19 protein-coding genes and 2 pseudogenes are annotated in these 22,338 nt (G+C 36.8%); 19 read left to right on the top strand and 2 right to left on the bottom strand.

Annotated elements, in window-relative coordinates; all coding sequences use genetic code 11:
• Nucleotides 1–4 precede the first annotated feature (4 nt).
• The 16 genes and pseudogenes from CCK98_RS16905 to CCK98_RS16990 all read left to right on the top strand — a co-directional run bounded on the left by CCK98_RS16905 (nucleotide 5) and on the right by CCK98_RS16990 (nucleotide 15,080).
• Nucleotides 5–1,171, top strand: coding sequence for a Ger(x)C family spore germination protein (locus CCK98_RS16905; protein ID WP_088087633.1), 1,167 nt, complete (start codon nucleotides 5–7; stop codon nucleotides 1,169–1,171).
• Between the two features lie 3 nt (nucleotides 1,172–1,174).
• The gene (locus CCK98_RS16910) at nucleotides 1,175–1,417 is read left to right on the top strand and encodes a hypothetical protein (protein WP_088087634.1); all 243 of its coding nucleotides are present in this window, start codon (nucleotides 1,175–1,177) and stop codon (nucleotides 1,415–1,417) included.
• Between the two features lie 41 nt (nucleotides 1,418–1,458).
• Nucleotides 1,459–2,565, top strand: coding sequence for a spore germination protein (locus CCK98_RS16915; RefSeq protein WP_256942567.1), 1,107 nt, complete (start codon nucleotides 1,459–1,461; stop codon nucleotides 2,563–2,565).
• Between the two features lie 243 nt (nucleotides 2,566–2,808).
• Nucleotides 2,809–4,266: a GMC oxidoreductase gene (locus tag CCK98_RS16920; protein ID WP_256942385.1), complete on the top strand. Its 1,458-nt coding sequence runs from the start codon at nucleotides 2,809–2,811 to the stop codon at nucleotides 4,264–4,266.
• Nucleotides 4,263–6,578 carry a TIM barrel protein gene (locus CCK98_RS36400; protein WP_256942386.1) on the top strand — a complete coding sequence of 772 codons (2,316 nt, stop codon included), beginning with the start codon at nucleotides 4,263–4,265 and terminating at the stop codon, nucleotides 6,576–6,578. The genes CCK98_RS16920 and CCK98_RS36400 overlap by 4 nt, the downstream gene beginning before the upstream one ends.
• A gap of 207 nt (nucleotides 6,579–6,785) precedes the next feature.
• On the top strand, nucleotides 6,786–7,448 hold the full coding sequence (locus tag CCK98_RS16935; RefSeq protein WP_179195841.1) for a GGDEF domain-containing protein: 663 nt from the start codon (nucleotides 6,786–6,788) through the stop codon (nucleotides 7,446–7,448).
• Nucleotides 7,449–7,874: 426 nt separating this feature from the next.
• Nucleotides 7,875–8,216 carry a MarR family winged helix-turn-helix transcriptional regulator gene (locus CCK98_RS16940; protein WP_179195842.1) on the top strand — a complete coding sequence of 114 codons (342 nt, stop codon included), beginning with the start codon at nucleotides 7,875–7,877 and terminating at the stop codon, nucleotides 8,214–8,216.
• A gap of 64 nt (nucleotides 8,217–8,280) precedes the next feature.
• Entirely contained in the window at nucleotides 8,281–8,679 is a 399-nt protein-coding gene (locus CCK98_RS16945) for a DoxX family protein (RefSeq protein ID WP_088087638.1), read from the top strand.
• Between the two features lie 94 nt (nucleotides 8,680–8,773).
• Nucleotides 8,774–9,029, top strand: a pseudogene (locus tag CCK98_RS16950) (VOC family protein); the annotation flags it as partial.
• 138 nt (nucleotides 9,030–9,167) lie between these two features.
• A complete protein-coding gene (locus tag CCK98_RS16955) occupies nucleotides 9,168–10,145 on the top strand; it encodes a ring-cleaving dioxygenase (protein ID WP_088087639.1) in 978 nt (325 codons plus the stop codon).
• Nucleotides 10,146–10,311: 166 nt separating this feature from the next.
• Nucleotides 10,312–10,959: a 2OG-Fe(II) oxygenase gene (locus tag CCK98_RS16960; protein WP_088090441.1), complete on the top strand. Its 648-nt coding sequence runs from the start codon at nucleotides 10,312–10,314 to the stop codon at nucleotides 10,957–10,959.
• A gap of 380 nt (nucleotides 10,960–11,339) precedes the next feature.
• Nucleotides 11,340–11,702: a CBO0543 family protein gene (locus tag CCK98_RS16965; protein ID WP_088087640.1), complete on the top strand. Its 363-nt coding sequence runs from the start codon at nucleotides 11,340–11,342 to the stop codon at nucleotides 11,700–11,702.
• Nucleotides 11,703–11,778: 76 nt separating this feature from the next.
• On the top strand, nucleotides 11,779–12,348 hold the full coding sequence (locus CCK98_RS16970; protein WP_088087641.1) for a dihydrofolate reductase family protein: 570 nt from the start codon (nucleotides 11,779–11,781) through the stop codon (nucleotides 12,346–12,348).
• Between the two features lie 873 nt (nucleotides 12,349–13,221).
• Nucleotides 13,222–13,791 carry a cupin domain-containing protein gene (locus CCK98_RS16980; protein WP_088087643.1) on the top strand — a complete coding sequence of 190 codons (570 nt, stop codon included), beginning with the start codon at nucleotides 13,222–13,224 and terminating at the stop codon, nucleotides 13,789–13,791.
• Between the two features lie 268 nt (nucleotides 13,792–14,059).
• Nucleotides 14,060–14,911, top strand: coding sequence for a hypothetical protein (locus CCK98_RS16985; protein ID WP_088087644.1), 852 nt, complete (start codon nucleotides 14,060–14,062; stop codon nucleotides 14,909–14,911).
• Nucleotides 14,895–15,080, top strand: coding sequence for a hypothetical protein (locus CCK98_RS16990; RefSeq protein ID WP_088087645.1), 186 nt, complete (start codon nucleotides 14,895–14,897; stop codon nucleotides 15,078–15,080). Before CCK98_RS16985 ends, CCK98_RS16990 begins: the two co-directional genes overlap by 17 nt.
• Before the next feature lie 358 nt (nucleotides 15,081–15,438).
• On the opposite strand, the gene CCK98_RS16995 is transcribed toward CCK98_RS16990, so the two are convergent.
• Nucleotides 15,439–16,518, bottom strand: coding sequence for a PIG-L deacetylase family protein (locus tag CCK98_RS16995; protein ID WP_088087646.1), 1,080 nt, complete (start codon nucleotides 16,516–16,518; stop codon nucleotides 15,439–15,441).
• Between the two features lie 1,185 nt (nucleotides 16,519–17,703).
• Between CCK98_RS16995 and CCK98_RS17005 the strand changes: the two genes are divergently transcribed.
• From CCK98_RS17005 to CCK98_RS17015, 3 genes and pseudogenes are all read left to right on the top strand, one after another.
• Nucleotides 17,704–18,003, top strand: a complete 300-nt coding sequence (locus CCK98_RS17005; protein ID WP_088087648.1) for a hypothetical protein — start codon at nucleotides 17,704–17,706, stop codon at nucleotides 18,001–18,003.
• Between the two features lie 160 nt (nucleotides 18,004–18,163).
• A pseudogene (locus CCK98_RS17010) lies at nucleotides 18,164–19,290 on the top strand (lactonase family protein).
• 444 nt (nucleotides 19,291–19,734) lie between these two features.
• Nucleotides 19,735–21,114: a UDP-N-acetylmuramoyl-tripeptide--D-alanyl-D-alanine ligase gene (locus CCK98_RS17015; RefSeq protein ID WP_088087649.1), complete on the top strand. Its 1,380-nt coding sequence runs from the start codon at nucleotides 19,735–19,737 to the stop codon at nucleotides 21,112–21,114.
• 164 nt (nucleotides 21,115–21,278) lie between these two features.
• Here the strand turns inward: CCK98_RS17015 and CCK98_RS17020 are convergent, their stop codons facing one another.
• Nucleotides 21,279–22,307, bottom strand: coding sequence for a YheC/YheD family protein (locus CCK98_RS17020; protein WP_088087650.1), 1,029 nt, complete (start codon nucleotides 22,305–22,307; stop codon nucleotides 21,279–21,281).
• Nucleotides 22,308–22,338: the final 31 nt, after the last annotated feature.

The raw sequence follows: 22,338 nt of genomic DNA on the forward strand, positions 1-22,338 counted from the left end.
GACAATGAATTCAATCGCCATGAAAGCTTTGCCTATTATGTTTTTATTACTATCTTTAACAGGGTGTTGGGACAGTAAGGAGTTAACGGAATTTGGATTTATAATGGGGATTAGTTTAGACCAAACAGAAGAAGGCACGATTGAAATAAACGCTCAATCCTATTCACCGACAGAAAAGACAGGAGGAGTAGGTGGCGGGGAAAAACAAGCCTATACAAATATAAAAACGATAAATGAAAGTGTCTTTGACGGAGTTCGTGACATAAATCGATATTTAGGACGTGTACCCCGATGGAGTCATATGCGTGTCATATTAATTGGAGAAGAGTTTGCAAAGGATCACGATATTGGGGAGATTCTTTCCTTTTTTAATCGTAATGAAGATGTTCGCCTCACTACGTTGGTTATTGTTACTAATGGAAAAGCCGCTGACTATTTGACAATAAAGCCGTTTATTGAACGAACAGTAAGTCAGCAATTGCAAACTATTATCGAAAGTTCTACTAAATATGCAGGTAAGACAATTAAAGCTAGCATGTTAGATATAGATTTGCAATTAAAAAGTAAAACGAAAACGGCATTAATCCCGTATTTTAAAATGAATGAAGCACAACCAAAAGCTCTCTATAGCAGCGGAATGGCAATTATTAGTAAAGGGAAAATGGCAGAACTCCTAGAACCGAGTGACGTTCATGAAGTACTTATGTTAATAAATAAATTTAAAAGCGGGATGATTGAGTTTCCTTGTTTGGATGATGGGAGTCAAGAGTCTTCGAAAATGGAAGCGTTAGAAACTTCCCATATAAAAACAAAAATAACTCCCAAATTCACCATGAAACGACCCTCTATTCACATGTTGACTAAAATTGAAGGAACGATTGGTGAACTAAGTTGTACTACTATAACTAATGTTGGCGAAGAAAAAAAATTAGAAGATCATATAAAAAAAATAATAGAAGAGAAGATCGAATCAGTGATTGAACGTATGCAGGAAGAGAAAGTGGATGTGTTGGGAATTGGGAATAAACTGTATCAACAAGATCCTGCCTTATGGAAAAAATGGGAAAAGGATTGGGATGACATCTTTGCTGACCTCCAATTTATCATTGATGTTGAAGTGAATATTAGAAGTACGGGCATGCCTATTGGCGAAAAAGTAACGGGGGAATAGACATTGGTTGAGAAAACTGTTTTTCTTGTTATCGTGTGCTTAGGTATTTTGTTTTGCGACGCTCCAAAATTAAAGCAATCAAATCGTAGAGATCGTATCATTTATGGACTATTGGCACTGCCCATCCTATACCTTAGTGGCGTTTATGTGTTGGATTTAGCATGGCCAAATTTAGATGAACTCGTTCACTTCTTTTTTTCAAAACCTGCCCATAAAATTGTCGAAGCTATCAAGGTACCCATATAAGCTCTTAATGGGATAGGAAAGGAGAGAATAAATTGAAGAAAGTGGAAACGGTTAGTTCTGGACAAATGGCGTGTTTATTTCTCTCTTTTATGCTTGGATCTGCCTATATTAACATCCCACAGCCTTTGACGTTAGCTGCTAATAATGGAGCGTGGCTATCAGTGATTATTGCTAATGGTTATGGATTATTTTTATTGGCATGTATTTTATATTTATTTGGTAAAAATCCTAATTGGACTTTAATCGATTATAGCAGGAAATTACTAGGAAAATGGATGACGCTATGTATTTGTATTCCGTTACTGATCGTGCTTTTTTTAGTTATTTCTTACATTATCATTGATATTGGAGGATTTTTCACTACTGCAATGATGACGGAAACACCAGTTTATGTATTTCATGTTCTCATATTGCTGGTAGCTGTATTAACGGTCAGAGCAGGTATCGAGGTAATGGCCAGAATGTTTATTTTGCTTCTTTGCTATTCAATCATTTTTGCATTGTTAGTATTAATATTGAATTTACCAAATTATCACGTAGGAAATCTCCTGCCTGTTTTTCCAGAAGGAATGAAACCGGTTATACATGGTACTTATTCCATACTGGGTTTCCCATATGGCGAAATAGTCCTATTTTCATTTTTACTTCCATTCGTTAATAAGGACAAGGCTGGGTCTTTAAAAAAATATATGTTCTCAGCTCTTTTGCTTCAAGGATTTTTAATCATTACCTCTATTCTTTGCACGATTATGGCTTTAGGACCACTTTCCGGTACATTTAAATTTTCACTTTTTGAATTGGCACGTTTGATTAATATTAGGGAAATTATTACAAGGAATGAGTCTTTCATTGGGATCGCCTTGATTGTCGGTTCTTATATGAAAGTAACCATCATGCTGTTTGTTTTAAATGTGACCCTATCAAGATTATTAAAATTAAAGGATGAACAGATTATTATCTTTCCTGTTACGTTTATTACCCTCCTTCTCACACTTACCATGTTCAAGTCAGGGATGGAGCATGTTGAAGCAACATTTATTATTTGGCCATTAGTTGTTACTACCCTTGTCGTTCTTCCTATGCTTTTTATTACCATCATGGCATTTTTCAGGGGAAAGAAAATAGAAGTGAAAGACGATAGCTTTTAGTTGTTGCCGTATGTGGGTTTCCCAAGGGAATACATTTTCATCTGTATAGGATAAGCAGCCAAGGCTTTTTTAAAGCACTTGGCTACTTCTTTTTGTGCTCTAACAACTAGGAATAACTAGGTATCTTGAATAATATGAATGAGGAGACGAGATCTGTAATTTTACCTTTTTAATATGGATCACTTTCGTTAACTTTCAGATTCTGATTATAGATAAGCATCAATAAAGGGATGTGAGAAGTCATTGAGGAATAATTGGATTCCTTCTACTCCTTTAGAACAGATGGCCAATACCGAATACGATGTTTTGATTATTGGCACTGGTGCAGGCGGGGGAGCAGTTACCTGGAGAATATGCGAACAATGGGGAAAAAATGAAAAAAAAGTAGGTGTCGTTGAATCTGGTGATTTTTTGCTCCCAACACAAGCCGCCAATATTCCTACAATGAATAGTGAACGTATGAACAAACTTCATGAGTATGTATCAAAACCATTAGGTAGATTAAATCCCGAATTTCAGGGGGCTAAACAAGTTTTTGCTTTTGGAGGAAGAACTTTATTTTGGAATGCAATCACCCCACGGTTGAATCAGTTAGAACTTGGAAAATGGCCTGTCACGGTCCAAGAGATGGAATCTTATTATCGAGTTGCAGAAAGGGTTATGAATGTATCAAGAGAATATACAAAAGGTTCCCAGATCACAGAAATATTGTTGAATAGATTGCAGTGGAAGGGTTTAACAGAAGCTGCTCCTGCTCCTATAGCCGCCGAACTTGGTCCTGGAATTTATGGACAGGAGGGTTCAGATATATTTTTTGGAGCAATCGATTTCTTTGCAAAAGCATTAAATTTCCGCCCATTCGATTTAACTGTAAAAACTCGGGCCGTTCAAGTACTAGTTGAGAGCGGGAAAGTAGTTGGCGTAAAGGTCATATCTTCAGAAAAAAAACCTTATATTTTAAAAGCAAAGACCGTTGTATTGTCCGCAAGTACATTTGAAACACCTCGGTTGCTTCTTCACTCGGAAATTAAAGGGCAAGCCATCGGTCATTATTTAATGAATCATTCTTATGTGTTAGCCACTGGAACCATAAGCCGTGAGGAGTTTGCGGAACCTTTAGGAACTTTAAGCATTTTAATTCCTTCAACACCTGATAGGCACTATCAAATACAGCTAAGAGGACCAAATGGATATTTTTGGTATCAACCATACCAAATAAAACCTTTTCTAAAGGAATTAGAAATAAATTTTCATTGTTCTGGTGAGGTTGAACCTAGATTTGAAAATAAAGTTACATTAGATCCCTATAAAACGGATGAATTCGGGGTGCCAGAAGTACAAATACATTTTTCCTATAGTGAAAAGGATCAAGCCATCATCCGTGAAATTGCTGGTGCAATTGAACAGATATCTTCTTTTTGTGGTATAAGTATGTATTCGAAACCGGGCCAGCCTTCCATCTGTCTAATGCCGCCGGGTGATCAGAATCATGACTCAGGAACCTGCCGAATGGGTATTGATCCATCAACCTCTGCAGTCAACAAGTATGGGCAAATACATGGTGTGGAGGGACTGTATGTTGCTGATAACAGTGTCATTCCTTCCATCGGTTCGGCAAACCTGACACTGACGACTGTTGCCTTAGCCATTCGAACAGCAGATTATATCATCCATCAGGATCAGGAGCGTGCCTTCACATGATTACATTAACAGCTTTTGGTGATGAAATTTCACCCGATTTGGAAATTCAAATGGATACTTTGGCCTCCGAAGGGATTTATTATATTGATTTACGTGGTGTAGGAGGAAAAAATGTTTTACAACTCAATGATGATGAAGTAGCAGAAGTAAAAAAACGCCTGGATGCTCGAGGTTTTCGCATTTCCTCCATCGCTTCACCGATCGGGATTATTCCTATAACAGATGATTTTATTCCACAGCTTAATGACATGAGACGGGCCATTTATTTAGCCAAATTTTTTGGTACACCCTACATTCGGATTCGCTCTTTTATCATTCCTCAAGGAGAAAATCCTTTAAAGTTTAGAGCTGAAGTTTTAAGGCGAATAAAAGATCTGACTCATATCGCTGAACATGAAAGTGTCATCCTACTTCTTGAGAACGATACGACAATGTATGGGGATACCGGGGAACGTACACTTGATATTCTTCAAAGTATCAACTCCACTAATCTTCGTTTTGCGTTTGATCCGGTTAATTTTTTACGCTCCTCAGTGCTGCCAATGACACATGCCTATCCTCTTGTAGAGCCTTATATTTCTTACATTCATCTGAAGGATGCTCAAATAGCTACTGGTAAAGTGGTTCCGCCTGGTAAAGGAGACGCTGAAATTGTAAAATTACTTACTTCATTACAAGAGAAAAGATATTCCGGATTTATATCGATTGAACCAAAGGGTATGCCAGGTATTGCTGATCGGGATTTCTTCTTGGTTGCAGCAAAAGAATTAAAAAGGCTTTTAAATAAAATAGGATTAAAATGGGATAAAAATAATCCCTATCTGGATACTTCCAGTAAATTTTCTACTTCATCTGCCATTAAACAGAAACAAGCTTCTTTTCCCCCGGCTTGCCCTCAGGTGATCTCACCGGAAACTGTTGATTCCTGGATTCCACTCACCCCGTTAGAAAAAATGGCGCAAACAGATTATGATGTGTTGATTGTAGGGAGTGGAGCAGGAGGAGGAGCTGCCTTATGGCGGCTTTGTGATCAATGGAGAAATAAAGGAAAACGAGTTGGAATGATTGAAGCAGGAGACCTATTGTTGCCAACACATATTGAAAATCTCGGATTATTCTCCCGCGAACGAGCATTACAATATATTTCTTCTATAACAAGACCACTTGGGAAAAGACTTCCTGAATTTTCAGGTGCAAAACAAGTTTTTGGCCTTGGGGGCCGGACTATACAGTGGGCAGCAGCTAGTCCTCGAATTCCTTCCTATCTTATTTCACAATGGCCTATCCCAATAAAAGAGATGAATATTTACTACAAAATCGCTGAACAGGTCATGAATGTGAATAAATCTTTTTCGAAATCGAGTTTACCCACTCGAATCATTCTAAACCGTCTTTGGGCAAATGGATTTTTTAATGCGACAAGTATTCCTTTTGCTGTCGACATAACACCTACTAAATATGGCGCGATCCATTCCAACGCTGTATTTAGTTCCATCCTTTTTCTTGCAGAAGCTTTAAATTACATGCCATTTGATCTCGCTGTCAATGCTCGTGCCGTTCAACTGCTTATTGAAAAAGGAAAAACAGCGGGTGTGAAGGTCGTATCTCCGAATATGAAATCGTACTGGATCAAAGCAAAAACGATTGTTTTGTCGGCAAGTACTTTTGAAACACCACGTCTCCTCCTTCATTCAGGGATTTCAGGGGCAGCAATCGGCCACTTTCTTTTAGATCATTCTGCTTTACGTGCAACTGGAAGAATCAACCGGAAGTTGTTACCAGAGGATTTAGGTCGGATTGGCATTTTAATTCCAAATACGATGGAAAACCCTTATCAAATCGAATTTGGCATGCTTGAAAAACCGCTTCAAGATGAGTTAGAGATGATCTTCCATGGTTATGGAAATGTAGAACCACGATTTGAAAACAGAATCTTTCTTGATCCCTATGAGAGAGACAAATATGGTGTACCAAAGATCCAGGCTCATTTCAATTTTAGTAATCGGGATCGAGTTGTCATTCAGCAATTGGCTGCAGGAATGGAAAGGGTTATTTCGTCCTTAGGAATCATTGACGGGAAGCCCAAGATTTATCTGCGTGCACCAGGGGATGATAACCATGAATCGGGAACTTGCCGTATGGGTAATGACCCTTACACTTCAGCAGTTAATAAATTCGGTCAAATTCACGGCATTTCAGGACTTTATGTAGCTGATAACAGTATCTTACCGACTTTAGGGGCCAATCCTACACTTACAACAGTTGCATTGGCAATTCGGACAGCGGATTATATTATTCATCAAAACAAATAAATATAGTTGCTGAAAAGCTTCATGGATGGTTAACTGGTGCTTATAGTAAAGAACCAGCTGCCATTGATGCGGCTTTTCTTATTGAACAAGTTTACATTACGATTAATGTAAAACATCAGGATGTGGTATATTAGGAGAATATACAGGTTATTTATAACGGTAAATAAAAAATAGGTTTTAATTCGGAAAGAAAGAGTGATACATACCTTGAAATACAAAGGAAGAATAGTAACAACCTTAATTAGTATAATTGTTGGAATACCTTATGTTGCTTATAATTATAAAACACTTCAAAGTTCGATTCGGACGTTCATAGATACAACCGTTTTGATTGTAACTACCGTGATACTCTGGTGGCTGGGAAAACAATATGATAAGGCTAAGTTTTATTCCGAAAAAGACTATTTAACTGGGCTTTATAATAGACGTTTTATTGAGGAGATTTTCCCAAAACTAATATCATCAGCGAAAAAAATCGAACAACTTAGTATATTAATATTAGATTGTAATGACTTTAAACAAATAAATGATACATATGGCCATAAATATGGAGATCTGGTACTTGAAAATATTTCGACTATACTTTTAAAAAGCACTAACGTCAGTGACATTATCGCAAGATGGGGAGGAGATGAATTTTTAATCATTTCCCCCTTCTCAGATCAAACTGAAACTGAAGTAATGATTAAGAGGATTGAAAACGGATTGAGAGAACTATCCCAAAATACAGAAAAAAAAATTTCAGTTTCTGCTGGATTTGCTATTTATCCAAATGATGGAAAAGATATGGATAGTCTAATTAAAATTGCTGATAAAAATATGTATAAATTAAAAACCTTAAGTAAAAAAGCTACCCTTAAAAAAATATGAAACTATGAAAAATTATCATTCAATTACTTGGAGCGATTGTTCAATAAGAGCAGTCGCTTTTTTACTGACGAGGAGGGTTGTTCAATTAGAAATGATAATTATGTGTGAAAAATGTTCAGATAAACAATGAGGCATTTTTTTCACTCTTTACAAATTCTTATGATTTTTCACTAACGGTAGCCTGTGTTTAATTAAGAGTTGCTGCTGCAACTCTTTTCCTTGTTCCGCTAACGGGGCAGTTTCTTTCAATATAATAAAATGTTATTGACAAAAAAATTTATAAGGATTATTATTATCTCATATTCAAGATAACTTAATTCAAGATTTTTTATGGAGGTGAAATTAATGGAGAGAAAATGCAATAATTTGCCCTTTCTGTTATTAATGCAAACATCTAAAGCAATTCATGATTGAATAAAGGAAGAAATGACAAAAAACAAGCTTGGTATTACGGAATTTTCTGTTTTAGAGGTACTTTATCAAAAAGGGAAACAAACCATTCAACAAATTGGAAATTGCATATTGGTCTCAAGTGGTTCAATGACCTATTGTTTAGATAAGCTAGAACAAAGAGGTTTATTAAGCCGAAATGCCTGTCCAGATGATCGCCGGGTGATACATGTGACATTAACTGATAATGGAAATGAATTGATGAACGAAATCATGCCGAAATATCATGAGCTTATTAATCAAATGTTTAAATCATTAGATTCTGATGAGGCAGAGATATTGGTGCAGCTTTTGAAAAAAGTAAGGAATAAAGTTTAAACTTTCATTTTTTTTAATACATTATCTCGAATTCGAGATAAATAACATTTAGGAGGATTTTAAGATGATAAATATTGGTTTATTAATCATTCGTTTGGTAATTGGTTTACTATTTGTGGGTCACGGTGCTCAAAAATTATTTGGCTGGTTCGGTGGCTATGGATTGAAAGGGACCGGTGGATGGTTTGAATCCATTGGCATGAAACCAGGAGTGACCATGGCTCTTTTCGCAGGGTTAGCAGAACTTATTGGGGGACTTTTATTTGCTTTAGGACTATTAACGCCACTTGCAGGAATTATGATTGCAGGGACTATGGTAATGGCTATTGTAAAAGTCCATGCTCCAAACGGATTATGGTCAACAGCAAATGGATATGAATACAACTTAACTTTACTTGCAGTTGCTATTGGTATAGCTTTGATCGGTCCCGGTCAATATGCTCTAGATTCATTTTTGTTCTAAAATATCGGTCTTTTATGAGACCATTACCTATTAAAGGGGAACTTTAATTTCGAACAAAAGAATTAAGTTAATATTGTGACAGGAGTGAAATGAGATGGAACTCTTAGGACTACATCATGTATCAATATTAACAGGAAAAGCGGAAAAAAATTATGAATTCTATACAAAAATTTTAGGAATGAGATTGGTAAAGAAAACAGTTAACCAAGATAATACAGAATCCTATCATCTTTTCTATGCTGACGCGGAAGGAACCCCAGGAACTGAAGTTACGTTCTTTGACATTCCTCATCTTGGGCAAACATACAGGGGAACTTCAGATATTTCTACTGTATCACTAAGGGGTAGAAATTCAGATTGCAACAGATGAACCAATGGAAACAATGGGGGAAAAACTAGCACTTCCACCATTTTTGGAACCCAATCGAAAAGAGATTGAAGAAAAATTACGACCATTGATCTTAAATTAAATCTTGGAGGAATATATATTGAACCATCTAAAAGGAATACATCATGTAACTGCTATTACAAGTAGTGCAGAAAAGAACTATGAATTTTTCACATATGTTTTAGGTATGCGTTTAGTTAAAAAAACAGTCAATCAAGATGATATTCAAACCTATCATTTATTCTTTGCAGATGATAAAGGCAGCGCAGGCACAGACATGACGTTCTTTGACTTCCCCGGTATTCCGAAAGGCGTACATGGTACAAACGAGATTTCAAAGACATCTTTCCGTGTACCGAGTGATGAATCATTAGACTATTGGGTAAAACGTTTTGATCGTTTAGAAGTCAAGCACACTGGAATTAAAGAGCAATTTGGCAAGAAAACTCTCTCTTTCGTTGATTTTGATGATCAGCAATACCAATTAATTTCAGATGAATTCAATAAAGGCGTGGAATCTGGTACACCTTGGCAAAAGGGTCCTATACCACTGGAATATGCCATTACTGGTTTAGGTTCTGTTTTTGTTCGTATTGCGAACTTTGATTACTTTAAAGAAATGATGGAAAAAGTCCTATTATTTAAAGAGACAGATAAAGAAGGGGCATTCCATTTATTTGAAGTGGGGGAAGGCGGGAATGGTGCCTCGGTCATTGTCGAATATAATGCCATTCTTCCTGAAGCCCGACAAGGCTTTGGTACGGTTCACCATGCGGCATTCCGTGTAGAGAATCGCTCTGTTTTAGAAGAATGGATTGAACGGATGAGTAGTTTTGGATTCCATACATCCGGTTATGTAAATCGTCACTTTTTTGAGTCATTATACGCAAGAGTGGCACCGCAAATTTTATTTGAGTTCGCTACAGATGGTCCTGGTTTTATGGGAGATGAACCTTATGAAACGCTTGGGGAAAAATTATCTTTACCTCCTTTCTTAGAGCCTAAACGTGTAGAAATAGAAAAATTAGTTCGCCCCATTGATACAGTGAGAAGTACAAAGGAATTCATCAAAGAATAAAAGGAAAAATATTCAACCAATTACTAAACCTGAGTGAGGAATAATTTTTACTTCAGAATAAATAGTAGAAGGAAGGTAAATCTTACAATATAGTACTTTCAGCAACAGACACTTCATATAATTATTTTAAAAATTAAAATAATTATAGGGTGGATGGAAATTGACTATGGATTCGAAAGAATTATCGTTGAAGGAACAAACTATTTTTCATCACATTGGTAACAAAATTAAAACAGAAGATAGAGACATCCACATAATTGCTAGATTAGAAGAACCATTAGTCGTCGTTTTAGGAAATGTTTTAAGTGAGGAAGAGTGTTATGAGTTAATTGGGTTATCAAAAGACAAGCTTCAGCGTTCAAAAATCGGAGGGTCACGTGAGGTAAATAAACTCAGAACAAGCAGCAGTATGTTTTTGCAAGAAGGCGAAAATGATCTTGTTGCCAGAATTGAAAAAAGAATATCCTCTATCATGAATATTCCTGTTGAACATGGAGAAGGTCTTCAAGTTCTTAATTATAAAATGGGTCAGGAGTATAAAGCTCATTTTGATTTCTTTTCAAATTCTAATGTTGTTAATAATCCCAGAATTAGCACACTCGTCATGTACTTAAATGATGTAGAGCAAGGGGGAGAAACTTATTTTCCAAAGCTAAATTTTTCAGTCTCTCCACAAAAGGGTATGGCGGTGTACTTCGAGTATTTTTATAATGATCCTACGTTAAACGAGTTAACATTGCATGGCGGAGCACCTGTTATCATTGGAGATAAATGGGCGGCAACAAAATGGATGAGAAGAAAAAGAGTAAACTAGGTAATATGCACCGTATTTTGCGGTGCTTTTTTATGCAAATAAGCAGCCCAGTCCAAATCTGAACAGAGCTATAACTCGTGAAAACCGTTTTCGCTTCTTAAAAGAAATTGAACGAACTACGGCAGGTTAGATGAAAAAATTTAAGGGGATACTAGTAGCAATCTCGATCAAAGGGTGAATTAGATGAAGCCTTTAATTAGTAAAGAAGAAATTAGGAGTTCTGAAGAGTTTTTTCAAAGGATTCATCAGGTCGAAGTGGACTTTTTTACTATTGGAAAGAGCACACGCTATGGAACTGGGAATTTTGGCTCTCAGTAGCTCTATCCATCATTCCTTGGTTGGTATGGTTACGAATTCGTAAGCGTGGAAGTGAAGCAAGATTGCTTTTAGCAGGAGGCTTCACGTTATGTATTGCTTCTTGGTTTGACTTTTTAGGACTTGTATTTGGTTCTTGGCATTATTCGGGTAGAGTCTTGCCAACTATTCCGTCATTTTTTCCTTGGGACTTTTCTTTAATACCAGTAACGATAATGCTTTGGTTACAATTTAAACCAACTATAAATCCCTTTATTAAAGCTGTTATTTATTCCGTACTTACTTCTTTTATTGGTGAACCTTTATTTGAGTGGATCGGGTTATATACAATGTTAAAATGGAACGTTTTTTATTCCTTTCTCATTTGGATTGTTATCTATTTAATAGCCTATCGAATTAGTAAAGTAAAAGCATTTGATCCGTTATAAATACGTGATATTGAAGAAAAATAAGAAAACGAGATTTAATGATGTAATCTTTAAATAACTAACAGGAGGGAGAACTATGTCTTTAAAGGTAAAGCAAAGAAAAATAATTTTAGATTTAGCAGTTACATTAGATGGTTTTATTGAAGGGGAAAATGGAGAAGTTGATTGGTGCATAATGGACCCGGACATGGGGTTTATTCATTTTTTAAATCAAATTGATACAATTTTATATGGGAGAAAGAGCTATGATTTATGGGGGCAATATACTCCAGGAACAGAAGATCCTCAAACTGATAAAGAATTATGGGAAGAAGTTCATAGTAAACAAAAATATGTGTTTTCCAGAACGCAAAAAGGAACTGAAAAAAAAGCTATATTTATCAATGATCAGATCCTTGAAGAAGTCAATAAATTAAAGAATATGCCTGGTAGAGACATCTGGTTATATGGCGGAGCCAGTCTTATTACAAGTTTTATTCATTTAGGGCTTGTTGATGAATTTAGATTATCTGTTCACCCTGTTATTTTAGGCGAAGGAAAACCGTTGTTTATTGATATACAAGAAAGGGTAAATTTGAAATTGGTTAATACAAAATCATTCACCTCTGGCGTTGTTCAACTAATCTATCATTTGAAAAGGGATTAAAATATTACGCATTCATTCAGAATCTTGAGCTGCTTATTGGGCTTTTTATTGTGCTAAAGGATGCTTTTACCCTAGGAAGTCGGATCGCTAATGCGGTCTATTTTTTTTGCCTTCTTTTACTAGTAAACAAAATCGGACACAAATTGGAAGCGTCAGATCATGTTCAAAAAAACAAGTAGAAGAAATGACCGGAATCTCAAAAAGTACATTAATAAGAGCAAAACGAAAGAAATTGGCGCTAAATAATGCGTCTTTTTTTGTTTTTCCCCAAGCCGCCAGGATCAGGGCGCCTCCTTGACGTTCACCACTGGCGACATTTTTTCCCGACACATAACTTAAGTAGATCTTTATCTAACGGGGCAGGGTATTGAAAGAAAGAATTAGGAACAATCATTTTTTGGCTGTTTAACAATAAAATAAAATGACGTGTGCTTTTCACACGTCATTTTGTAGTAATATCAAGAATTAGAACCTTACTACGACTTTTTTCACTTTAGTAGGAAATGAACGGTAGGACTCTTTTATAATGATTTCATTATGTATTTTTTTATGAGTAAACAAATAACTAATATTAATGGAATGATAAATTGAAATGGGATGAGGATAAACAGCGGAACAATTTTCAAACCGATGAACAAGTGTTGGATTATGTTTTTGGATAATGTAAATGCGAATAAAAAGGTTAAGGTCGCCGCAATTATAATTTGACGATTTGGCTTTGTCTTTGGAAACAAGTGGGCAAGAATCATGACTCGTCAATCAGGAATCATTAGAAACACGATTTCTGGATTCATGCATATCTATATGTATCTATGTATGTGGGCTTAACGATTGAATCCATAATCATCCAATTAAGGAAGGCGTGAGTATCCGATGTATACCACCAGTGATATATTAAGCTCCTCTTCATTAAATTTATCCTTTGACTTAAAAAGTGCTCCATACTTCCAGAAAAACAGTCAAAACTTTATTCTTCAGCAAACCGCTAAACAGTTTCCCGTCATGCAAAACTTAAGCATCTTTGACGTTTATTTGAGTAGAGAACATAGCGTAGAGGCTCATTGGCATCCGAACGCGAATGAACTCGCCTATATGATACAAGGTGAAGCTGACGTTTCTATTCTCAATCCATTTACCCTTCAAGTACTCAGTTACCGTGTTAAGCCACCCCAAACGGTGTATATCCCTATGGGTTGGTGGCATTGGGCAATTGCGGTAACGGATCACACCCACTTGTTGGCTATTTTCGACAATAATTCCACGCAGGTCGTATATGGGTCCGACATCTTAAGAAAGACACCTCCTGAGGTGTTCCAGGCAATTTATGGTGTTAATGCTCCCCAGTTAGCTGAAGTTCTCAAGCCTATCGATCAAACAGTTACCATAGGTCCACCTAGATCTAGCGATATACGATGGCGTATTGGAGAGGGAGGCAATTATTGAATTTTGCTAAGTAAAAAGAAAAAGGTAATCCTTAATCGTTCGTGCGTTAACATAACTGCAAGTTAAAAGGCCATTCCACGAAATGAATGGCCTTTTAACCTGCAGTTACAGGCGCAGAGTGGAATAGGTGAATATAAATAGCATAATGCCTATGTATGAATCGTTGTGTATATTGGAAATATAAACATGGCTATAAAAACCGGGAGAGTTCATAAATGTTGTATTCCCATTCCCGGGAGGTACCGCGGATTTACAGGAGGAGCGACCTATGCCAAATATATACTGGTACTACGGTTTAATAGTTATCGGGGCGGTAATTACCGTCTATACAATGTATAAAAAAAGAAAAGTATTTGATTTGTTTTCATATTTTGTATTCGCAACTGCTTGGTCATGGATTGGTGAAGCTGTTGTACTCTTTGCACTAAATGCTTACGCATATAAACCCGGACTTTATTCTGATCCTTTTGCCGAAAATATCATAGGGCATATTATAGCCAATACAGCATTATGGTCTTCAACAGCGATTAGTGTAATGGTTTTTCAGCTCTCATACCGCTGGATTGGATTAATATCCATCGTTTTCATGCTGGTAGAGGTTGTGTTTCTTAAAGCGGATGTCTACACTCACCATTGGTGGCACACATATATGACTGGCATTGTAACATTTATCTATATGATGACTATGAAAAAGTGGTATTCCATAGTAAATGGAAAAAGACATAAATCCCCGCGAATCATAACATTCTGGACAATCTCATGGATCATTCTACAAACTCCATCAAGCGTACTTATGCTTTTTGGAAAACAGTTCTTTCATGTAAATTGGGTTGAAAACATTTACCGGGACAGTACATTATTTAGTGGTTTTTTGTATCACGTATGTATGGCCGTAATTGTTATTCTTTGTATTTACATACCAAAAAAGAAATATTGGAATGTGGTTCCTTTTTTTATTTTGCTTTTAGGCGATGTGATCCTTTTGAACATGAAGATATTAGTTTTTCATGACGATTGGAAATTGAGTTACCTGATCTGCATCCGAGCAGCAAGTTTACTTTTTTTTATACTGATTGAAAAATACACGTTAAGACTGGTTAAGGTTGGAAATTCGACATAATCGGCCCAATCCGGTTTTTGGGGATGCCTTTGAAATTGACGTTTTGGAAGTCCTCAAAAAGAAGGAAACAGGATCCTTTAATGAAAAAGAAGAGCTGCGAAAACTGGATGAGAAGTGGTTCGATCAGGTCCAACCAAATGGAGAAAATGGCTATCATACAAGAAAATAAGAAGGAACAGCATTTTATTGCTTCTTTATTGTGAAGTAAAATCCTTAAAAAGAAAAAAACCAATAAATAAGAGTAAACGAGCTTGGATTATTCAAGCCCGTTTACATTTCTATCGCACTAATAATTAATGGATTTGGTTTGGATCCTACAACAAATAAAACATCCTAAAATAGTTAAATATGAAACTGAATCATCACAAGGACAGTGTAATTTATATAAAATTAACTATTTAAAATTCAATACACAAATTACTCAGTGCTCCAAAATCATACGGTTGATTTAAGACCATAGGCGTTTTATATTCGTCACCACTCGCCAGGCATATGATTTATATTATTCAGTATTACCTCCACCCCGTTCACCAAAAAATTTCTTCATTCTTTATAAACGATTCGAGAAATTCCCTGTCCGTAGCAAGCTGAGAACGATAAGCCTGAATCGCTTTCAACTTTCGAATGGCTTCAGTTTCGGTCATTGGCACCCGCACTGGCGGAGGCCACGGTACAAAGCTGGGAATTCGCTCTTCTTTATACTCATGTGCCTCAAACGGCAATCTGGGGGTAATCCCACGTGGCCATGGCCATTGGGAGTCTGGTCCGCTGTGGATCAAATAGGTATACACGTGGCCTCTGTAACCAGTCGCCTGCACGGCGTCACGAACAAACAAGTAAGCTGCCTGATGATCGGGGTGCCCATCCGCACCGTCGGTGACGTAGATTTCCTTTGGTTGCAGACACCTAATCAGGTCCATTGTATCGGAGAGGGCAAACTCCTTCAGATAGGGCGCAGGCATGCCATAAACAAGCGAGTGATAGTCCGGGTGTACTATGCTATACGTTTTTCTCATCAGGGTAAAGCGTTGCTGGAAAGGCTCGGGGCCCTCGGACTTATAAACACGATCCAGTCCGGCATCGGGATAGCCCAGGAAGGTAATATCCGACGGCTTTAGTCCCAACTCTGCCGTAGCAGCATACACTTCAAACTGGCGCACCCGCGCCAATTCGAAGTAATCCTCGGGACGGAGCTCGTCAATATTCTTCTTGAGCAGCTGGGAGGCAGCCCTCGGGTAACCATCTCCATTCGTAAAAATAACAACATGAACCCGCTTTCCTGCCGCCACTGCGCGCATGATCACGCCCGCTGTCCCTAGCGTCTCGTCGTCGGGATGAGGGGCGAAAACCAGCAAATCGATAGGCTTGGTGTTGGTCACGTAGTTACCTGGTTGAAGACCATAAATAGTTTTGGATAAGTTACACCAAATAAATGGTATAGGTACGGATTGTACTGATAAGAAAGGTGCTATTTGTATTGGAAATATTGGTCCTGACAAGTGCATTGAGGGTTTAGGAAACAGAATAGAGTAACAGAGATAGCACGGACAAGTCTGATTTAGGTAAGGCCAGTAAACAGGTAGATTTCTGTACGTTTTTTCAAACAACGCTTGTTCCTCCGTTCTTATATAGACTCTAGTATTGCCAAGTAAGATGGGACAAGGGGTTTTTGAAGTAGATAAACTGGAAAACTCCACGAGTAGATAAATATCCTGGAAATAATCTAAAGTTCGATAGAGTTGATGAGGAGGAAGTTGAGAATCCTTTAAGTCAGTCTTGAACTATCAATTAGCATGCACTTACTTTGTAGATACATAGATATGGTTAATTGTAAACGATCCCTATTTTACTACATTCGGAACACCAATAAAATTAAGTGAAGATAAATTAACCTATGTAGGCGAACGTTGTTTTGTTAAAGGGATAACGCCAAAATTTTGACTTATCGCTAATGACCTTTAGTGAGGCGTAATTCTCAATTTAGTTTAGTGAGTTTAAAGTGTTTCCAGCGTCTCTTGGCAAAAGCAAAGATCCGCATTAAGAGGTGCACCATTATTCAATAAGTGAGTGTCATAGCTATGCCTCATTTGGTACGGATGAACAAGTAGTTTTATGATTTGATTATGATAATATTTTTAAGAAAACTATAATGTAACATTATTGTAAATAATAAAAATAAAAAATAGGTATTTTAATTCGGAAAGAAAGAGTGATACATACCTTGAAATACAAAGGAAGAATAGTAACAACCTTAATTAGTATAATTGTTGGAATACCTTATGTTGCTAATAATTATAAAACACTTCAAAGTTCGATTAGGACGTTCATAGATACAACCGTTTTGATTGTAACTACCATGATACTCTGGTGGCTGGGAAACAATATGACAAGGCTAAGTTTTATTCCGAAAAAGACTATTTAACTGGGCTTTATAATAGACGATTTATTGAGGAGATTTCCCCAAAACTAATTTATCCAAATGATGGAAAAGATATGGATAGTCTAATTAAGATTGCGGATAAAAATATGTATAAATTAAAAACCTTAAGCAAAAAAGCTACCCTTAAAAGAATATGAAACAATGAAAAATTATCATTCAATTACTTGGAGCGATTGTTCAATAAGAGCAGTCGCTTTTTTACTAACGAGGAGGGTTGTTCAATTAGAAATGATAATTATGTTTAAAAAAAATGTTCAGATGAACAACGAGGTGTCATTAGTACCGACCATAGCTTTCTACTGTTACAATGAGAGAATGAAAGAAAATAACAGTATGTAGAAAGGAGTTCCACATGAAGATGATTGATGAGTATTTCGAAACAGCGATGGAAGCCTGGAGTATGATGCAAAAGACTTCTGGTGATGAAGGGGCAGAATGGGCAGAAAGATTTGAACGCTACTTTTATGAATTTATCGATGAATTGAAGAAATGGTGGGCAACTCTTCATCCAAAACCAACGAATATAGATGAGGCTGAGGAGTTACCAGAAATAAAAAAGTGGATGGAGCAAATCCCTGCTCCTGTACAACTAAATTTTCTTACAGAATTAGAGGATATTTTGGATGGATTAGATACAGAACGTTTTGATTAAGAAGTAGAGTATGGTGGAGATGTGTTGTTGTACTAACGGTGGAGGTTAGTAGATAAGTGGATGATCGTCCACCTCTGTTTGTAAACCATTTAACATCCATTTTGGGAATTTAAAGGGCAAAAGAATCATATAAAATTATGAAAAGGAGGAGAGTCATAAAATGCAGATCATCAACAATTATTTTCGTGTACGTGTGAGTATGGTGTACGTGTGAGTATTGTGTACATGATGACCAATAATGAAATAATGAATCAAATCATTGTCTTTTACCGGGACATGAATGGAATGCTGACCTTTGTGGGTGCCTACCCAACTTATGGTAGAGGTACTGGTACAAAGGAAGTCTCCACTGCAACTGCAAACGATGGCATCGACCCTCTTGCGTCACAAGGCGCCCTAACTTTGTCCCGTGATCGGCGTTTCCTACTTGGTGTTAACGCGGGTAGCAATAGTATAAGTAGTTTCATCATAACTGACAGCGGAACACCTGTTCTTGTTGATGTGAAGCCATCAGGAGGAGCTCAGCCCAACAGCGTAGATGTGTTTGGTAATATTGTCTATGTTTCCAATGTAGGGAATGCCGCTAACAATTTTGCTTCCAACATCACTGGTTTTCGCATAGATGAAAACGGACGGCTTACTCCTATTCCTGGATCCACCTATTCTCTCAGTACCTTCAATGCTCAGCCGGCTCAGGTTCTCTTCACTCCTGACGGTAGCAAAATCCTTGTATCCGAGCTTACTTCAAACCATCTTAGTGTATTTCGTGTGAATCAAAATGGTACGCTTACAGGTCCAATCGTTAATGATTCTTACGGTCAAGGACCATTGGGCGTATATTTTCTATCGTCTGGAATCCTCTTAGTTACAGAAGCAGTTTCAAATGCACTGTCATCTTATTCATTGAGTAATGACGGTATCCTTCGGGTGATCAGCGGCTCTGTACCAAGCGGATATAAAACTGCTTGTTGGGTTGTAACAACGAGGGATGAACGTTTTGCATACATTACCAACACTTTAAGCGGCACCATCTCGACCTACCAAATTGATCCAAATGGAGCTTTGTCGGTGGTAAGGCATATTACCAGTACACCGCCAGGTACAGCACCGGGTCTTCCGATGGATGTTAGAGTGAGTAGAGATGGACGGCATTTTTACACTCTTAACGGAAATCAGGGAACAGTGTCAGTATTCAATATTCAAGATGATGGTAGTCTAGAAAGATTGCAGGTTGCTGCCTGGACTAACTTTTCATACTATGGATCACAAGGTTTAGCTGTTCTTTGATTCTATTGGATACACCATACTGTTCGAAATAGAAAAATACAGGAGTTACAAAAAACAGGGCTGCCGACATACTGGTGGCTTTTATTATGAGACAACATAATTGCCAGCAAAGTTGTGAAGAAATTCACTTAATCAAACGGGTGCATTACTGGAACAACGGTAATGCTTTTTTCTTGTTTCACTAGCTCTTTTGGCACCCATTTCTTCCTAACAATTTTATAAAATGGAAATTTCACCATGTACTGGACATTTACTCATAAGTTTATGACAAACAATGCTTAATTTTCCGCTATTTGTCTGAGTATTTATCACACACCTGCAATAGGGGACTCGTCATATGATACATTAGCATTTGAATTCAAAGTGATTCAATCACTTCTGCCATATAGAACAGTATTATGGGGGAGAGGCTTTTTTCAAAAAAGGAATTTCAGGAGGGACATTTTGAAGACATTATTATTGGAAAACATTTTAACTGCAATGAACATTCAACCTAATGAAAAGCAAAAAGGTATACGAATCAATAACGTCACTTATAACAGATTTGAAATTAGGAGTCATACGTTATTTTTTCGTTGGAACAATAGAGCGGTGCCTGTTGAAACGATAAAGAAATACAAAAATGTATTCATTGTTACCGATACACCATTTTCTCATATGGAAAGATTAAATCCTAATCAAATCATTATGGTAGAGGATCTCAAAGACAGTTTCTTTAAATTCACATCGTATTACAGGCATCTGTTTAACATTCCTGTTGTCGCCATTACTGGTACATGCGGAAAGTCTACGACGAAAGAAATGCTAAAACACATTTTGGAAGAAACACACAAGGTGCAGGCAACAATATCAAGCAAAAATGCCAATTGTTACAACCTTCCTTATTTAATGGGAATTGATGAAGATACGGATGTGGCAGTGTTTGAAACAGCCGTATCTTCAAAAGGGGATATGACGGAGTCCTGTAAGTATTTTTACCCGACGATTGGGATTATGACAATGATTGATGTGGATCATACGGATAAAATTCGATCATTTGATAATTATCTAGCAGAAAAGTCGAAAATAATGCAAGGTATGAATAATAAAGGAATTCTCATCCTAAATTCGGACGACCCATATCTCTCTACCCTAGATACTTCTAAATTTAAGGGAGAGATTATTACGTTCGGAAAAAACAAGGATGCTATTTTTAGGATTAAGAAGTATCAATATCATTCATCCGGCATGACTTTTTGGATGGAATATAAACAAAGGGGATTTAAAGGATATATACCGGGACTTGGTGAGCATAGTGTATATAATGCAGCCGCTTCAGTAGCAGCTGCTGCAATCTTAGGAGTGGATATTCACTATGCTATAAAGAGATTATCTACTTATCATCACATGAGATCCCATTTTCAAATCATTGAAGGACGAAATCAAATTACGTTGGTGGATGATACTTGGAAGTCAAATCCTGCTTCCTTAAGAAAAGGCTTAGAAACATTAAGCAGGATTGCATTGCCATCCCAAAGAAAAATTGCTGTTCTGGGAAGAATGGCAGCACTGGGAAAATATGCAGATGAAGAATACGAAAAGGCAGGAAACCTAATCGGTGCTTCGGGGGTCGATATTCTCATCACCAAAGGGTTTATTGCAAAAGATTTTCAAAAGCCAGCTATAGAGGCAGGAGTAAATCCGCATAATGTTTATCATTTTTCAGATGCAGATGAAATAAAGAGGTTTTTTGATTCATTTTTAATCCCAAATGACATTGTTTATTTCAAAACGGGCGGGGATGACTCAGACTTCGATGATGTCATCGATTATTTAAGAAGTTAAAATGGTAGAAACTTTTCTCATAAAAAGGCAGCTTTCCTTTAATGAACGGCAACCCAATTGTTCACAATTTGAGGTGCAGTTCATGAGCGGCAAGCTGCCTTTTTGGGGATTTAATTTTTGTTCCAAGACGATAACCTGGAATAACTGGCTAATCTGGTTTTATTTTATTTTCTGTTTGAATCAGCTAAATATTTTGCATACAAAATCGTATTTTTGGCTACATCTAATTCAAGATTAAACATATTAGGTGGGCCTGGTCTCCAATTTACTTCAAAAAGCCAAAGTTTTTGGTTGGCATCAATTCCGACGTCAATTCCTAATTCATCCAATTCATTGTCATATAAAGAATCAAAATGATTTGAGAAACTTATCGCAAACTGTTCAAGATACCTTTGAATATCATACCAGGAGTTACCAAACTCTGTTTTTAAAAAAATATCCAGGTAAGTACTATAACCACCACTTTTCATATTTGATGTGATGGTCCCTAAACGCCCGATCCGTGGATAAATAGAAGTAATAACCCATTTTCCTTCTCCATTTTTTTGTACATGCAACCGGAAATCAAAAACATGACCAGATTTTGTTTGACTTGTAATAAACTGTTGAACTACGTAATCTTGTTCTTGTATTTTAAGAGATAACAAGTCTAGCAATTGTTTTTCATTTAAGGTTGATACTAAGCCTGCATCATTCATTTTGTAATGATTTGAACCATATTTTTCAATAAAAACAACGCCCCCCCCTTGATGCCCCGTTAACGGTTTGATAATAACTTTTTTATAACGATGGATCATGTCAAAAAAAATCTGAACGTCAGTTAATTCATAAAAGGGAATAAGGTAATGTGTAAATTTATTTGCCTTTTTAATTCTGGTATATACCGTTAATTTGTCCCCAATAGAATGACTTGTAAACGGAATCCTATCAAACAAATAATCAAAGATTTGTTTAGTTTTCTCACTTGCAAGATAACTTGCATTATAAATGACATCAGGGAAAGGAAATTCCTTTTCAATCCATTGTCCATTTTCATAGGCTTTTCCTAAAATTTTTTGCTGTTTTATATTTACCTTCCCTAGGGTAAAGTAAAAAAAGGTTACACCTTCTGCTTTTGCTGCAGCGGCATAAGCATATGCTTTCTTTACATTACTTGGATCACTGCGATGATGAAGCATGCCAATTAACGTCATTATAGTTCTTTTCCACCTCTCCACATTCTTC

Origin of the sequence: Bacillus sp. OV166 (genome assembly GCF_900177675.1) — a bacterium.
Classification (GTDB): domain Bacteria; phylum Bacillota; class Bacilli; order Bacillales; family Cytobacillaceae; genus Neobacillus.

What these genes read in the sequence shown, in the direction of transcription:
- CCK98_RS16905 (WP_088087633.1), top strand. Translation starts at nt 5, where the DNA reads ATGAATTCAATCGCCATGAAAGCTTTGCCTATTATGTTTTTATTACTA.
- CCK98_RS36400 (WP_256942386.1), top strand. Translation starts at nt 4,263, where the DNA reads ATGATTACATTAACAGCTTTTGGTGATGAAATTTCACCCGATTTGGAA.
- CCK98_RS16940 (WP_179195842.1), top strand. Translation starts at nt 7,875, where the DNA reads ATGACAAAAAACAAGCTTGGTATTACGGAATTTTCTGTTTTAGAGGTA.
- CCK98_RS16945 (WP_088087638.1), top strand. Translation starts at nt 8,281, where the DNA reads ATGATAAATATTGGTTTATTAATCATTCGTTTGGTAATTGGTTTACTA.
- CCK98_RS16960 (WP_088090441.1), top strand. Translation starts at nt 10,312, where the DNA reads ATGGATTCGAAAGAATTATCGTTGAAGGAACAAACTATTTTTCATCAC.
- CCK98_RS16970 (WP_088087641.1), top strand. Translation starts at nt 11,779, where the DNA reads ATGTCTTTAAAGGTAAAGCAAAGAAAAATAATTTTAGATTTAGCAGTT.
- CCK98_RS16980 (WP_088087643.1), top strand. Translation starts at nt 13,222, where the DNA reads ATGTATACCACCAGTGATATATTAAGCTCCTCTTCATTAAATTTATCC.
- CCK98_RS16985 (WP_088087644.1), top strand. Translation starts at nt 14,060, where the DNA reads ATGCCAAATATATACTGGTACTACGGTTTAATAGTTATCGGGGCGGTA.
- CCK98_RS17005 (WP_088087648.1), top strand. Translation starts at nt 17,704, where the DNA reads ATGAAGATGATTGATGAGTATTTCGAAACAGCGATGGAAGCCTGGAGT.
- CCK98_RS17020 (WP_088087650.1), bottom strand. Translation starts at nt 22,307, where the DNA reads ATGACGTTAATTGGCATGCTTCATCATCGCAGTGATCCAAGTAATGTA.